The organism is Thermolongibacillus altinsuensis, assembly GCF_004341205.1.
Lineage (GTDB): Bacteria > Bacillota > Bacilli > Bacillales > Anoxybacillaceae > Thermolongibacillus > Thermolongibacillus altinsuensis.
Genome location: NZ_SLUL01000006.1, coordinates 143968 through 158200 on the forward strand (window position 1 = coordinate 143968; position 14233 = coordinate 158200).

The window sequence follows — 14233 nt, forward strand, 5'->3', positions numbered from 1 at the left end:
CTGTTCATTATGAATAGCATCGTTCCTTGCTAAAACAAAATACGCGATAGGTAGACAACAATGGTCACAGTAATACTGCTAAAAAGAGTGGAAAGTAAAACAGCTTGTGCTGCATATTCCGGATAGTTATCATATTCTAAAGCTAAAAGAGCCATGTTTCTCGAAGCTGGGTATGAACTTGCGATGAATAATGCTTGAGCCACTGTTCCTTTAATTCCTAAAATAAAGATGAAAATGAGCGCGATCATTGGAGAAAGGGCTAATCGACCGAATATGCTGATCAAAAGAGGCAACGATGGACGAGTAATCTTTAAGTGCGCTACTTGCGCACCAAGCGTCAAAAGGGCAATGGCAAGAAAAGCATCCGCTACATTTTCAATCGGCTTCCAAATGAACGAAGGAATTTTCACTTCAAATGAATGAAGCAATAAACCAAGCAAAAGCGCATAGATGACAGGAACTTTTAAAAATTGAACGATCGCAGCAGAGCCTTTATGATTCGCTGACACCGAATTAAATACCCCATAAGTATTGGTAAGAAAGCTTTGAAAATAGGTGATTAACTTTGATAATGTATTCAAATCGAAATGGAATTTTCTATGCAGAAACACCCCTGCTCCAATCAAAATAAATACAGGTACAATGACATTGAGAATAATTAGGAATAAAATCTTCACATCGAATCCCCCTCAAGTGAAGATTCAACAATTTGTACGAAATTCCTTTTTTTATTGCTTTCTAGCATCTCAATGAATTGAATAAGGGATGTTTCGTCAATGACCAAACATCCCCTTACTTACCTCCATCACTTACATAGAATCCTCTTTTCGGAATTATTTGCTTTCTAGCGATGTTGAATATGTTCAACATCCTCCACCAATCCATTTTGCAATAAATACATTTTATAATACAATCCTCGTTTCGCTAATAGTTGCTGATGGTTGCCTCGTTCAACGATTTCTCCTTGGTGTAAGACGAGAATTTGATCGGCATCTTGAATGGTTGACAGACGATGAGCGATGGCGATGGTTGTGCGTCCTTTTCTCATTTTTTCCAGCGCGAGCTGAATGGCTTCTTCTGTTTCTGTGTCAATATTCGCTGTCGCTTCATCGAGCAGCAATATTTTTGGATTGGTTGCGATCGTCCGCGCAAATGCAATGAGTTGTCGTTGTCCGCTTGAAAACGTTGTCCCGCGCTCAACGACTTGATGATCATATTGCCCCAGCAGCTTTTCAATAAACGAGTGAGCTTGAATAAATTGAGCAGCGCGAATGATTTCTTCCTCTGTCATTTCTTTATTGTGGAGACGAATGTTGTCGCGAATCGTTCCGAAAAACAAAAACGGATCTTGCAAGACGAGGCCGATCTTTTTCCGCAATTCTGCTTTCGGATATTCTTTAATCGAACGACCATCAATCAAGATATCTCCGCGATCAAATTCATAAAAACGCATCAGTAAATGAATGATGGAGCTTTTTCCGCTTCCTGTATGCCCAACAAGCGCAATCGTTTCCCCTGGTTTTACTTTAAACGAAATGTTTTTTAGCACATCTCGTTTTCCGTCGTAACTAAAATAAACGTTTCGAAATTCAATCTCCCCTGCTTCTATCTCAATGTTCGCTTCACCCTGTTTCGGTTCATGTTCTTTTTCATCTAATAAATTGAAGACGCGCGAAGATGCCACAATCGCTTGCTGAAACATCGATAATCGCATCATCATTTGGTTGACAGGTTCAAAAAAGCGATCTAAATAATTGATAAACGCATACAATACACCAATTTCCACAGGACTATTCAATGAAGAAATACCAAAATAGCTTAAAACGAGAATTAAAGAAAAGACATAGACGACGTCGGTCGCTGGCCTGAGCAATAAACTGTCTAGTTTAATGTTTCTTATTCCAGCTTTATAATGCTTTTCATTAATTTGTGCAAATTCATTTCGCAATCGCTGTTGTTGGCGAAAAACTTGAATAATAGCCATTCCCTGTAATGATTCGTTTAGTTTTGCATTCAGTTGGCTCAACCGCTCGCGCAAATCGCTATAAAAAACAGAACTGTATTTTCGATACGTCCGTATAATGAGAAAAATGATTGGTAAAATGAACGTGCAAAATAACGCTAGCTTCACATTGAGCGAAAACATGGCAACGAACACACCAATGAGAAAAAAGCCGCTTTGAATAAAATTGACGAGCACCTCGACAAACATCTCTTTAATCGCTTCTGTATCGTTTGTAATTCTCGATACAATACTTCCGGCCGGAGTTCGATCGAAATATCGCATTCCTAATGATTGAACTTTTGAAAACACATCGATTCGCAATTGTTGAATGATGTTTAACGCAATTTCTTGAAATTTCAATAGTTGAAAATAGGAAACAACCACCTTCGCAATATGAATCGTTAAATAAGCAACAGCTAAAGCGGTAATCGGACCAACCGGAAATGTTCTAGGGGTCAAATAATCATCAATAAACATTTTCACTAAAATCGGCCCGAGCACTTCCCCAGCCGTCGTTAACAACAGGAGAAAAAATGCGAACAATATGGACTTCCAATATGGTTTGGCATATTTCATTAATCGAAAAAACACTTGCCTTTGATTGATTTCCGTTTTCATGCTGAACCTCCGCGCTCAACTAATTCTTCCAGCTGCTGACGAAGATACATTTCACGATACCATCCGTCTTCGGCGATTAACTGCTCATGGGTGCCACGTTGAACAATTTGCCCATCTTCTAAAACTAAAATAAGATTCGCATGTTGAACCGCGCTTAAACGATGAGTGGTAATAATCGTTGTCTTCCCAGCGCGATTTTCTTTCAATGACTGCAAAATTCGCTCCTCTGTTGCTGCATCAACCGCTGATAAAGCATCATCTAAAATAAGAAGCTCTGGGTCTAACATTAACGCCCGCGCAATCGAAATTCGCTGTTTTTGTCCTCCTGATAATGATACCCCCCGTTCACCGACGACCGTGTCATAACCTTCCGTAAACTGTAAAATGTCCTCATGAATATGGGCAAGTTTCGCCGCTTTTTCGATCTCCTCTTGACTAGCGTCTGGACGCGCAAACGCAATATTCTCTCGTATGGAAGCGGAAAAAAGAAAATGATCTTGCGGTACATACCCAATCGCTTCGCGCAGCCGTTCCAATCGATATTCATCAATCGAATGATCCCCAAAGAAGATCTTACCGTCGATCCCTTTAAATTCCCGCAATAATATTTTTAATAACGTTGTCTTTCCTGCTCCAGTTTTCCCAACAATTCCCAACGTTTCACCTTTTTTTAATGTAAAGTGAATATTTTTTAATGTCGGTTTTGTCTCATTTGGATAAGTAAAGGAACGAATTGCATAAGTGATGTCACCTGTCGGGATTTGATCGATGGCTCCTTCTTGATCTTCAATTTCTGGCTTTTCATTTAACAAACGAGAAACGCGGTCGTATGAAGCACGTCCACGCTCCACAATGTTAAATAACCATCCAAACGCCAACATCGGCCAAATAAGAAGACCTAAATACGTCGTAAAAGAAACGAGTTGACCGAGCGTAAGTTCCCCGCGAATGACAAACTGTGATCCAAACACAATGGCTAAGAAAAAAGAAATTCCGACAATGAGGGAAATCGTTGGATCAAATAACGAATCGATTCGGGCGACGGCAAGATTTTTTTGCACAACATCTCCCGACTGCTGGCGAAATGCTTCAATCTCTTCTTTTTCTTGCCCAAATGTTTTGATCACTTTGATTCCTGCAATACTTTCTTGAACTTTATCATTCAAAGAAGAAAACGCCTCTTGTGCTTGATGAAATCGCTTATGTAATAAAGATCCATAATAGTTTGTTAAATAGGCCATGATCGGCATCGGAATTAAACTAATCAGCGTCAATTTCCAACTGATTGTCACCGCCATTGTGAAAATGACAAACCCGCCCATCGCGAGTGAATCAACAAGAGTGAGAATGCCGACCCCGGCCATTTGTTGAATCGCTTGCAAATCATTCGTCGCATGAGCCATTAAATCGCCAATTCGGCGCTGCTGATAAAAAGAAGGCGTCATCGTTGTAAAATGATGATAAAGACGATCACGCAATAGACGAGATAATTTCGCAGCTGATCCGAAAATCATCGTTCGCCAAACATAGCGACAACCATACATCAGTACAGCAATAAACGCTAAAATCCCTAACCATCGTAACAGCATATCGCCCGTCAACCGATCTTCTTTAATTGCATCGACAACGAGACCAATGATTTTCGGAGGAATAAGCTCCATCAATGCCACGATTGTTAAAAGGATTATTCCTGTTATATACGCTTTTTTCTCTTGTTTAAAAAACCACATCAAGTCGAAAAACACTTTCATGGGACAGTCCTCCGCTTCCCCAAATTCACGTGATTGCGTTTAATTTTATCAAATATTCCAAAAATAAGAAAGTTTTTTGTTATCATGATGAATCTCTATTTTAATATAATGTTCATTATTAAGAAGTTAATTATATTTATGAAAGCTATTTTCAATAAAAAACGCTGCCATCATGGTGACAGCATAACGAATGAACACATATAAAACTTTTTATAGAGATTCAAGTTGAATTTCCGACATATCTCATCATCAATGGCAGACCGCTTTTCTGCCATAGGCGGCAAGATTTTTCTTGCCGCCCTGGCATGCTAGAAGCATGCCGATTCCGAACGTGAAACGCATGGCAGACAAATTCATTTGTCTGATAGCGTTTCCGTTCGGGGAAATGGCAGAAAAGCTTGTGCACGTCGGAAAATGAAGCTTATCATATGTAGATCATAAACATCTTTGTTGAAAAAATAGTTTATTGGTTTATAATGTTAATATGTTGCCAGTTCATTTTCGAAATATTCAGTCGGAGGTCTTTGTGATGCAAATAAGCGTTCAAAATCAAACGACATTGCAAAGCACTGTTTATCGTATTTTAATTGCCATTAGTATTGGACATATGCTCAACGATTCAATGCAAGCAGTAATCCCTGCTATGTTTCCAATTTTGGAGCGATCTATGCATTTGTCTTATACAGAAATTGGGTGGATGGCCTTTACGCTCAATATGACTTCTTCCGTCATGCAACCCGTTGTTGGTTTTTTTACTGACAAAAAGCCATCCCCTTATTTTCTTCCTCTCGCCATGGGAGCCAGTTTAATTGGGATGATTGGTTTAGCATTTTCATCCAACTATCTTTTCATATTAATATCCATCCTGTTTGTCGGGCTTGGTTCAGCCATTTTCCATCCCGAAGGTTCACGAGTCACTTTTTTAGCCGCTGGCTCCAGAAGAGGTTTTGCTCAATCGATTTATCAAGTTGGTGGAAATACGGGAAATGCGCTTGCTCCCGTTTTTACCGCACTCATTTTTGTCCCGTTTGGGCAATTTGGTGCCATTTGGTTTACTGCTTTAGCCGCTCTCGGTCTCGTATTGCTCTTCTCTGTTTCGCAATGGTATTCACTGCAACTATCTACATATGAAACGTTGAAAAAACAATTAACAAAGGCAACCGCTCATACGAAAAAACGAAGAAACGTTATATTTGCGCTTTCACTTTTAATCTTTTTAGTTTTCGCAAGATCATGGTACCATGCAGGGATTTCAAACTATTATCAATTTTATTTAATTGAACATTATCATTTATCGATCAAAGAGGCGCAATTCTATTTGTTCATTTTTATGATCGCTGGTGCAATCGGTACGTTTTTTGGCGGACCGTTAGCGGACCGCTTCGGAAAAAGAAATTTAATTCTTGCTTCTACGCTTGGAACTGCTCCATTTTCAATCATATTGCCTCATCTTTCACTAACATGGGCATGGCTTGTCGTTTTTTTGGTTGGCTTTATTTTGTCGCTTAGCTTTTCGACCCTTGTCATTTACGCACAAGAATTGTTGCCAGGCAACATCGGCATGGCTTCTGGATTAATTGTAGGTCTTGCTTTTGGGTTGGGGGCCATTGGTTCTGTTTTTTGGGGGAACGTTGCCGATCATTACAGTCTAACATTTCTCATGTTCATTTGCAGTTTTCTCCCGCTGCTCGGAGTATTAACGTGGTTGCTTCCATCAGACAAGATTTCACACCATTGAATCATTTATTCAAAGGTGTCACACACTTTTGACCTTGTCAAAAAACGTACACCTTCTGCTCCTTCGAGCGAAAACATACCGCCTCGTCCAGGAACAACGTCAATGATGAGCTGCGTATGTTTCCAATACTCGTATTGCGCTTTCGCCATATAAAAAGGGCAGCCACCGATTTCACCTAGAAAAACATCATGGTCTCCAATAAGAAGTTCACCAGCCGGGTAACACATCGGTGAACTGCCATCGCAACACCCACCTGATTGATGAAACATGAGTGGGCCGTATTTTCTTTTCAGCTTTTCGATCAGCTGTAATGCTGAATCAGTGGCAATGACTTTCGGTTCCATTGTCCTTCCCCTTTCTTGTAAAATAGGCAGCGTTCCAATACGAACGCTGCCTGTGTAATTAGAAGAATCCTAATTTTTTAGGTGAGTAGCTGACGAGTAAGTTTTTCGTTTGTTGATAATGTTCAAGCATCATTTTGTGCGTTTCTCGGCCGATTCCAGACATTTTATATCCGCCAAATGCTGCATGAGCTGGATAGGCATGATAACAATTCGTCCAAACACGCCCCGCTTGAATGCCGCGTCCGAAGCGATAAGCCGTATTGATATCACGCGTCCAAACGCCTGCACCTAAGCCGTATAACGTATCATTGGCGATCTCCAACGCTTCTTCCGCATCTTTAAACGTCGTTACGGCAACGACCGGACCAAAAATTTCTTCTTGGAAAATCCGCATGCGATTATGGCCTTTAAAAACAGTCGGTTTCACGTAGTAGCCGTTTCTTAAATCTCCTTCGAGAAAATTGCGTTCTCCACCGATAAGAAGCTCAGCCCCTTCTTGTTTTCCAATATCAATATAAGCTAAAATTTTTTCAAGCTGTTCCGAAGACGCTTGGGCACCGATCATCGTTTCTGTATCGAGCGGATTTCCTTGCTTAATTTGTTGAACGCGCTTGAGTGCTCGTTCCATAAATTCATCGTAAATCGATTCTTGAATGAGCGCACGTGAAGGGCATGTACACACTTCCCCTTGGTTTAACGCAAACATTGTAAATCCTTCGAGCGCTTTATCAAAAAATTCATCATCTTTTTCCAATACATCTTCAAAGAAAATGTTAGGTGATTTTCCACCGAGTTCTAATGTGACTGGGATAATGTTTTGCGATGCATACTGCATGATGAGTCGTCCTGTTGTTGTTTCACCAGTGAAGGCAACTTTAGCGATGCGGTTACTAGAGGCGAGTGGTTTTCCTGCTTCTAAGCCAAAACCATTAACAATATTGACGACTCCTGGTGGGAGGAGATCTTCAATTAACTCCATTAATACAAGAACGGAGGTAGGAGTTTGTTCCGCCGGTTTTAAGACGGCGCAATTGCCCGCTGCAAGCGCTGGCGCTAGCTTCCATACTGCCATTAAAATCGGAAAGTTCCATGGAATAATCTGGCCAACAACACCAAGCGGCTCTTTGAAGTGATAAGCAACCGTATCATGATCTATTTCGGCAAGCGATCCTTCATGTGCCCGAATGCAACTAGCAAAATAACGGAAATGGTCAATAGCTAATGGGATGTCCGCCGCTAACGTTTCACGAATTGGTTTGCCGTTTTCCCATGTTTCGGCAACCGCTAACATTTCTAAGTTTTCTTCCATACGATCGGCAATTTTGTTTAAAATGCGTGCCCGTTCCGCAACCGATGTACGCCCCCAAGCTTCTTTTGCTGCATGAGCCGCATCTAACGCAAGCTCAATATCAGCTGCTTTAGAGCGAGGCACTTCACAATACACCTCTCCGGTTACTGGCGAAATATTTTCAAAATACTCTCCATCAACCGGCGGCACCCACTTTCCGCCAATAAAGTTTTCATACCGCTTCTTAAAAGTAATAAGCGAATTCGAATGTCCTGGTTGAGCATAAATCATGTCATTTTCCCCCTTCGTATGGCGTGATCACCAGAAACTAAAGACGACAAAAACCTTTATTGTAAACGTTATCAAAAATAACCGACCAATCCCCTCCTTTTCAATGTTTATATATTCATTCAGTGTTCGGAAAATGACAACAGTATGCTTTCTAATCTCTTTTTTCTTTATAAAGATTCGACAGATTAATACGATTAGAAAATCGGGTAATTTTCAAGCGAATATTGATTACGTGTGCTAGATAGACTGTTGATGGTATCACATAAAATTTTCATAGATTGTTTTAATCCATCTAGAGGGAGCCCAGCAAAACTGATACGAATATACTGATTCGGGACGTGCGTTGGAAAGCAGGCACTTCCAGGTAAAAACGTCAGTTGTTTCGTATGACAATATTCCAAAAGAAGATCAGCATGAACATTTTGCGGGAGTTTCACCCAAACGGTATTTCCCCCACTCGGCGAGCGATAAGTAAGAAGCGAAGAGCATTGATGCAATAATTGGACGCATTGTTTTGCGCGATTTTTTAAATCTGTACGCAAGTTTTGCAAAACTTTGTTTAATTCTTTCGATTGCAACAGTCCAGCAATGATTTTTTGTGTTAACAGCGGCGACCCTAAATCAGAAATACTTCTAGCCGCGACGAGCTTTTCTAATAATGGTCCTTCAGCAACTAAAGCACCGATGCGGCAAGATGGCGATAAAAATTTGCTGAAGCCTTTTAAATAAATGACATGCCCGGACGTATCAAAACTTTTAATCGGGGCTGGAGGTTTTTCTTCAAAGTACAGCTCGCTCCAAGGATCATCCTCTAAAATGAGAAAATGATAGCTTTCAGCAATATCGACAAGTTCTTTTCGTTTCTTCACGCTTAAAGTCGTACCTGTTGGGTTTTGAAATGTTGGGTTAATGTAAAGTAATTTCGGATGGTATTGATCACAAAGCTTCAACAGCATTTTTGTATCAATCCCATCCTGCTCAACGGGGATCGGAATGATTTGCGCTCCTCTGGATTTAAAAATATCGATGCTTCCTGGATAAGTAGGAGCTTCCATCAATACAACATCATTTGGACCAATAAAGGTTTTTGCAACGAGTTCAATTCCTTGTTGCGCACCGCTGACCGCTAAAATATGCTCCGGTGCAATCGAAAGCTGTTTTGATTGAAGATAATCGCTTACTGCTTTTCGAAATTCGAGATCCCCATTGGCACTGCTGGATTGTCCTAGCATGTGCGGATTTTCTTCAATCACTTGCATGGCAGTCTTTTTCATCCACTCTGTATGCAAAAGGTTCCCATGAATACTGGCAGTCCCCAAATTATAGCGAATATTTCGCATCGGTTGTGAGATGGACAATGATTGCGCTCGCGGTACGTAATCTGGGACAAGCATATGCCAACTCGTGTGTAGATCGTCAACGTCTTCTTTTTGATTAGTGGATTTCACAAATATTCCTTTTCCTTGAAAACTTTCGACATACCCTCGTTGCTGCAACTGTTGATACGCCTTCTGCACCGTTACAAGAGATACCCCTAACTCTTTAGAAAGCTGACGAACAGACGGCAGCTTCTCACCATGCTTCATCATTTTCGAAGAGATACGATCAATAAAATACTGGCATATTTGTTCATGAATGGGAATATTATAGTTTCGTTTCTTTAGTAGGTTATCTAATGATGTGTCTGATCTTTGGAACAACGTTTTTAGCTATTAAAATCGGTTTAGAAGCGGGATGGACACCTTATTTTTCTGCAGGATTCCGCTTTTTTATTGCTGGATTGCTTGTTGTGTTATATGGTACCGTTACAAAACAATTTCGAATTCCTACAAAGAAGAATATCATTGAATTTCTTATTACGGGCGCATGTATGACAGGTATAACATTTGGAGCACTGTATTGGGCAGAACAGTATATTCCTTCTAGTTTTGCCGCTCTATTATCAGCAACAGGTCCGCTTTTTGTCTCATTGTTCCATTCAAGAATAGAAAAGATCAAAATTACAAAAGCGCAGTTTGTCGGGTTAGCGCTAGGGTTCCTCGGAATCGGATTGATTACGGGACCTTCGCTCTCAGTCCAATTCCATTTATTTTGGTTTATTGCTTGTTTCGTCATTATCGTTGGTGAAATTTTTTACGCATTTGGCACGATTTATTCCAAAATGGTGTTAAAGCAAGGTACATCCCCGCTGATGCTAAATGGTTATCAAATGTTATTCGGGGGTTTGTTTTTAGTCATCATTTCCTTTGTGTTTGAAAGTCCTAGTTTTTCAGGAATTCGTTATAATGGATGGATGTCTCTTTTATATTTGATTGTGATTGGTTCTATTTTAGGACACGGTTTATATTATTGGCTCATTAAAAAGACAAATCCATCCTTTCCTTCTACATGGCTCTATGTTTCTCCGTTTATTTCACTTGTGCTTGATATATGGATAAAAAAAGAGTCATTTCATCCTCTATCGATTATTGGTGGTTTTGTCATTATAGCCGGAGTGTATTTAATCAACAGGCAAACTTTACGAGAAGCGTTTGCAAAGAAGCCAAAAAGTATCGCTTCATAAATGAGCATCAAAAATGGAAATCGTTCCAAAAGCAGTCCATAAACGGGCTGCTTTTTCTTTTTTTATTAATGCTTGGAGTATATGTCCTGTTTCGCTTTCTCTTTCAATTCAATCAAGGCAGTGAAAAAAAAATCGATTAACTTATCTAGAAAGCAATCGATTTCATTAGGATTCATTGCCGGATTTGCAGATGCAACTGGTGGGGGCGGATGGGGCCCCATCACGACCCCGGTGCTATTATCCAGAAAAGGAACTTCGGCTAGAAAAGTAATTGGTACGGTGGATACAAGTGAGTTTGCCATTGCTGTTTCTGCCTCTATCGGATTTCTTATTTCGCTAGGTTGGAAAGAAGTCAACTGGTTTTGGGTAATCGCCCTTATGTTAGGTGGGATTATTGCAGCCCCCATTGCTGCGTGGTTAGTAAAAAAATTGCCGTCTCATTTATTAGGTGTCCTTGTAGGAGGTTTTATTATATTAACCAATGCCCAAACATTGCTCAATGCTTGGTCTATTAATCATTTATGGATCCCTATTATTTACTTAGTTATATCAGTTGTTTGGGTAGTTACGATTATCTTGGCAGTACGGAATAACAAAAAACTTGTCAAGCTTAACGAAACAAGATCTTCACAAATTCTAATCATTAAAAAGTAAAAGCTTGCGGCATCGCAAGCTTTTACTTTTAACAATTTAAAAAAATTTTCCCTATATACACCAAGGATGTAAGCGTTATCTTTTTGGGCGAATAGAAAAAATATATTGACAATTATTTTTTTTAAGAATTATGATTTATGTAAAAATTGAATACAGTCAACCGCTTATCAAGAGTGACCGAGGGAACAGGCCCTATGACGTCCGGCAACCTCCTTATAAAAGGAACGGTGCCAAATCCTGCAGAATGGTTTCCATTCTGAAAGATAAGTCGTGTACATAGATACCCGATGCCTCTTTCTGAATGGAAGAGGCATTTTTTATTGCAACATTTTCAAGAGTAATCATGAAATGTACTCCAAAACAAAAAATAGGAGTGAGGGATTCGATGATTGAAGTAAAAAATTTGGTAAAAGTATATTCCACTAAAAAAAATAAAGTCATTGGCGTAGACAATGTGTCTTTAACAATTAAAAATGGTGAAATCTTCGGCATTGTCGGCTATAGCGGCGCCGGAAAAAGCACGCTTTTACGATGCTTAAATCTTTTAGAACGCCCAACATCCGGTCAAGTCATTATTGATGGTGTCGATTTAACCACGCTAAATAAAAAGGAATTGCGGCAAGCACGCTTAAAGATCGGAATGATTTTTCAACATTTCCACCTTGTTAGTTCAAAAACGGTATTTGAAAATGTCGCATTTGCTTTAAAAGCTGCGAAAAAATCAAAAGACGAAATTGAGAAAAGAGTGAATGAACTACTGGAAATGGTAGGTCTTTCTGATAAACGGGATGCGTACCCTTCCCAACTAAGCGGCGGTCAAAAACAACGAGTCGGAATCGCACGTGCACTCGCAAATGAACCCACTGTTCTTTTATGCGACGAGGCAACATCAGCGCTTGACCCAAGTACGACAAAGTCGATTCTAGCCTTGTTGAAAAAGATTAACCGCGAACTTGGAATTACCATTGTTTTAATTACTCATGAGATGGAAGTCGTCAAGGACATATGTGACCGTATTGCCGTGATGCAAGATGGAAAAGTGATTGAGTTAGGAACAGTATATGATATCTTTACGAATCCGAAAGAAGAGCTGACAAAATCGTTTATTAACAGCGTTCTGCAATTTGATCTTCCGGATCATTTACTGAAAAAACGTACAGGAACGATTGTAAAAATTCAGTTCAAAGGCGAGATTGCCGAAGAAGCGATTGTTTCCGATATGCTCCAAACCTTTAAAGTAAAAGGGAATATTTTACACGGAAAAATTGAGTACATTCAAGACATGCCGCTTGGAATTTTCGTTATGGAACTTACAGGAGATCCTGATGAAATTCAGCGAGCGATTGATTATATTTCCCTAAGAACAAACGGATTGGAGGTCATTGCAAGTGCTGCTTGATTCGCTTATGAATTTAATTCCTGAACTAAATAAAGCGTTCTTAGAAACGCTTTATATGGTTGCTATTTCTCTTTCGGTGGCGATTATCGCTGGACTTCCTTTAGGAATTTTGTTATTCGTCACCGACCGCGGTCTATTTTTAGAAAATACGACCGTTAAATCCATTCTTGGATTTGTCGTCAATATGATTCGTTCGATTCCCTTTGTGATTTTGCTTGTCGGACTATTGCCGCTCACTAAACTCATTACAGGGACAACAATCGGACCTACCGCCGCTTCTGTTTCGCTGTCCGTTGCGGCAATTCCGTTTTTTGCTAGAATTGTAGAAACTTCTTTGCGAGAGATTGACAAAGGGGTGATCGAGGCAGCTGTTGCTGTCGGTGCCACGCCTTGGATGATTATCAAAGACGTCCTCTTGCCTGAAGCACGTCCCGGTATTGTGCACGGAATTACGATTACAACGATCAGTTTAGTCGTATATTCGGCGATGGCAGGAATTGTTGGCGGCGGAGGAATTGGGGACCTTGCGATTCGCTTTGGTTATTACCGCTACGATGATACTGTCATGATTACGACCATCGTCATTTTAATCTGTCTTGTGCAAATCATTCAGTTTGCAGGAGACCGTATTGCTCGTCTTGTTGATAAGCGATAAGGTCTTTGATAATAAAAAATTTATATATAGGGGGTTTTTTTATGAAAAAACGATCAATCTTTCTCGTTTTACTGCTATCCTTCGGGCTTCTTGTCGCCTGCAGCGGAGAGAAAACAACATCGAATACGCAAGAGAAAAAAGAAATTACCATCGGAGCTACTTCCGGTCCTTACAGCGATATGGTGAATAAAGCGATTAAACCAATTCTTGAAAAGAAAGGCTATAAAGTAAAAGTTGTAGAATTCAGCGACTACATTCAACCAAACTTAGCTCTTGCTAATGGTGATTTAGATGCTAACCTATTCCAGCACAAAATTTATATGGAGACATTCGCGAAAGAACATAATCTTGATCTTTCGGAAGTGATTATCGTTCCGACTGCGCCAATGGGCATTTACTCAAAAAAATTTAAGTCGCTAGACGAAGTGAAAGAAGGCAGTGAGATTGCGATTCCTAACGACCCGACAAACGCAGCACGAGCGTTCTTAATCTTACAAGATGCAGGATTTATTAAGCTCGACCCATCAGCCAATCCATTAACGGTCTCTGAGAAAGATATAAAGGAAAATGTAAAAAACCTTCAGTTTAAGCCAATCGAAGCAGGTCAATTGCCTCGTGCGGTCGAAAGCGTTGATTTAGCTGCCGTTCCTGGAAACTATGCATTAGCAGCAAAAATGAACCTTCTTGACGCACTGGTATTAGAAAAGATGCCTGATCAATACCGCAACCGTGTTGTAGTTAATACAAAAGATTTGAACAAACCATTTGTAAAAGATATTAAAGAAGCAGTTAAATCCGAAGAGTTTGAAAAAGTGATTGATGAACAATTTAAAGGTTTCGGCAAACCGGAGTGGATGTTAAAACGAAAACAGTAAATCCGTATGGCAAACGCCGCTCTTTTGCGGCGTTTTTCCCTATCTACAAAAG

At 40.0% G+C, this 14233-nt stretch carries 12 protein-coding genes, 1 pseudogene and 1 riboswitch; of the genes and pseudogenes, 7 read left to right on the top strand and 6 right to left on the bottom strand.

Features of this window, described 5'->3' with window-relative positions; translation table 11 throughout:
- Nucleotides 1-29: 29 nt before the first annotated feature.
- The 3 genes from EDD69_RS07515 to EDD69_RS07525 form a co-directional block, all read right to left on the bottom strand.
- Entirely contained in the window at nucleotides 30-677 is a 648-nt protein-coding gene (locus EDD69_RS07515; RefSeq protein ID WP_132948337.1) for an AEC family transporter, read from the bottom strand.
- A 167-nt stretch (nucleotides 678-844) separates the two neighbouring features.
- Nucleotides 845-2623: an ABC transporter ATP-binding protein gene (locus EDD69_RS07520; RefSeq protein ID WP_132948338.1), complete on the bottom strand. Its 1779-nt coding sequence runs from the start codon at nucleotides 2621-2623 to the stop codon at nucleotides 845-847.
- On the bottom strand, nucleotides 2620-4374 hold the full coding sequence (locus EDD69_RS07525) for an ABC transporter transmembrane domain-containing protein (protein ID WP_132948339.1): 1755 nt from the start codon (nucleotides 4372-4374) through the stop codon (nucleotides 2620-2622). The genes EDD69_RS07520 and EDD69_RS07525 overlap by 4 nt, the downstream gene beginning before the upstream one ends.
- A gap of 292 nt (nucleotides 4375-4666) precedes the next feature.
- Between EDD69_RS07525 and EDD69_RS15670 the strand changes: the two genes are divergently transcribed.
- Both EDD69_RS15670 and EDD69_RS07530 read left to right on the top strand, forming a co-directional pair.
- A complete protein-coding gene (locus EDD69_RS15670; RefSeq protein WP_279388138.1) occupies nucleotides 4667-4792 on the top strand; it encodes a hypothetical protein in 126 nt (41 codons plus the stop codon).
- A 111-nt stretch (nucleotides 4793-4903) separates the two neighbouring features.
- The gene (locus EDD69_RS07530) at nucleotides 4904-6112 is read left to right on the top strand and encodes an MFS transporter (protein ID WP_132948340.1); all 1209 of its coding nucleotides are present in this window, start codon (nucleotides 4904-4906) and stop codon (nucleotides 6110-6112) included.
- 5 nt (nucleotides 6113-6117) lie between these two features.
- Here EDD69_RS07530 and EDD69_RS07535 read toward each other — a convergent pair whose 3' ends face one another.
- The 3 genes from EDD69_RS07535 to pdxR all read right to left on the bottom strand — a co-directional run bounded on the left by EDD69_RS07535 (nucleotide 6118) and on the right by pdxR (nucleotide 9735).
- A complete protein-coding gene (locus tag EDD69_RS07535) occupies nucleotides 6118-6456 on the bottom strand; it encodes a DUF779 domain-containing protein (RefSeq protein WP_132948341.1) in 339 nt (112 codons plus the stop codon).
- A 58-nt stretch (nucleotides 6457-6514) separates the two neighbouring features.
- Nucleotides 6515-8035, bottom strand: coding sequence for an aldehyde dehydrogenase (gene adh / locus EDD69_RS07540; RefSeq protein ID WP_132948342.1), 1521 nt, complete (start codon nucleotides 8033-8035; stop codon nucleotides 6515-6517).
- A 194-nt stretch (nucleotides 8036-8229) separates the two neighbouring features.
- Nucleotides 8230-9735, bottom strand: a complete 1506-nt coding sequence (pdxR, locus tag EDD69_RS07545; protein ID WP_165871748.1) for a MocR-like pyridoxine biosynthesis transcription factor PdxR — start codon at nucleotides 9733-9735, stop codon at nucleotides 8230-8232.
- Between pdxR and EDD69_RS07550 the strand changes: the two genes are divergently transcribed.
- The 5 genes and pseudogenes from EDD69_RS07550 to EDD69_RS07570 all read left to right on the top strand — a co-directional run bounded on the left by EDD69_RS07550 (nucleotide 9711) and on the right by EDD69_RS07570 (nucleotide 14181).
- Nucleotides 9711-10598: a DMT family transporter gene (locus tag EDD69_RS07550; RefSeq protein ID WP_132948344.1), complete on the top strand. Its 888-nt coding sequence runs from the start codon at nucleotides 9711-9713 to the stop codon at nucleotides 10596-10598. The genes pdxR and EDD69_RS07550 overlap by 25 nt on opposite strands.
- Before the next feature lie 59 nt (nucleotides 10599-10657).
- Nucleotides 10658-11252: pseudogene (locus tag EDD69_RS07555) on the top strand (sulfite exporter TauE/SafE family protein); the annotation flags it as partial.
- Nucleotides 11253-11413: 161 nt separating this feature from the next.
- Nucleotides 11414-11522, top strand: a riboswitch (SAM riboswitch).
- A 115-nt stretch (nucleotides 11523-11637) separates the two neighbouring features.
- Nucleotides 11638-12651 (top strand): methionine ABC transporter ATP-binding protein, encoded by a 1014-nt coding sequence (locus EDD69_RS07560; RefSeq protein WP_132948345.1) that lies wholly within the window; start codon nucleotides 11638-11640, stop codon nucleotides 12649-12651.
- Complete coding sequence (locus EDD69_RS07565) at nucleotides 12641-13306, top strand: methionine ABC transporter permease (protein ID WP_132948346.1); 666 nt, start codon at nucleotides 12641-12643, stop codon at nucleotides 13304-13306. Before EDD69_RS07560 ends, EDD69_RS07565 begins: the two co-directional genes overlap by 11 nt.
- A 41-nt stretch (nucleotides 13307-13347) precedes the next feature.
- Nucleotides 13348-14181 (top strand): MetQ/NlpA family ABC transporter substrate-binding protein, encoded by an 834-nt coding sequence (locus EDD69_RS07570; protein WP_132948347.1) that lies wholly within the window; start codon nucleotides 13348-13350, stop codon nucleotides 14179-14181.
- Nucleotides 14182-14233: the final 52 nt, after the last annotated feature.

Bases quoted from the DNA above. Each gene is read 5' to 3' on its own strand.
- EDD69_RS07525 (WP_132948339.1), bottom strand. From the start codon at position 4,374: ATGAAAGTGTTTTTCGACTTGATGTGGTTTTTTAAACAAGAGAAAAAA.
- EDD69_RS07570 (WP_132948347.1), top strand. From the start codon at position 13,348: ATGAAAAAACGATCAATCTTTCTCGTTTTACTGCTATCCTTCGGGCTT.
- EDD69_RS07535 (WP_132948341.1), bottom strand. From the start codon at position 6,456: ATGGAACCGAAAGTCATTGCCACTGATTCAGCATTACAGCTGATCGAA.
- EDD69_RS07520 (WP_132948338.1), bottom strand. From the start codon at position 2,623: ATGAAAACGGAAATCAATCAAAGGCAAGTGTTTTTTCGATTAATGAAA.
- EDD69_RS07550 (WP_132948344.1), top strand. From the start codon at position 9,711: ATGATGTGTCTGATCTTTGGAACAACGTTTTTAGCTATTAAAATCGGT.
- EDD69_RS07530 (WP_132948340.1), top strand. From the start codon at position 4,904: ATGCAAATAAGCGTTCAAAATCAAACGACATTGCAAAGCACTGTTTAT.
- adh (WP_132948342.1), bottom strand. From the start codon at position 8,035: ATGATTTATGCTCAACCAGGACATTCGAATTCGCTTATTACTTTTAAG.
- EDD69_RS07560 (WP_132948345.1), top strand. From the start codon at position 11,638: ATGATTGAAGTAAAAAATTTGGTAAAAGTATATTCCACTAAAAAAAAT.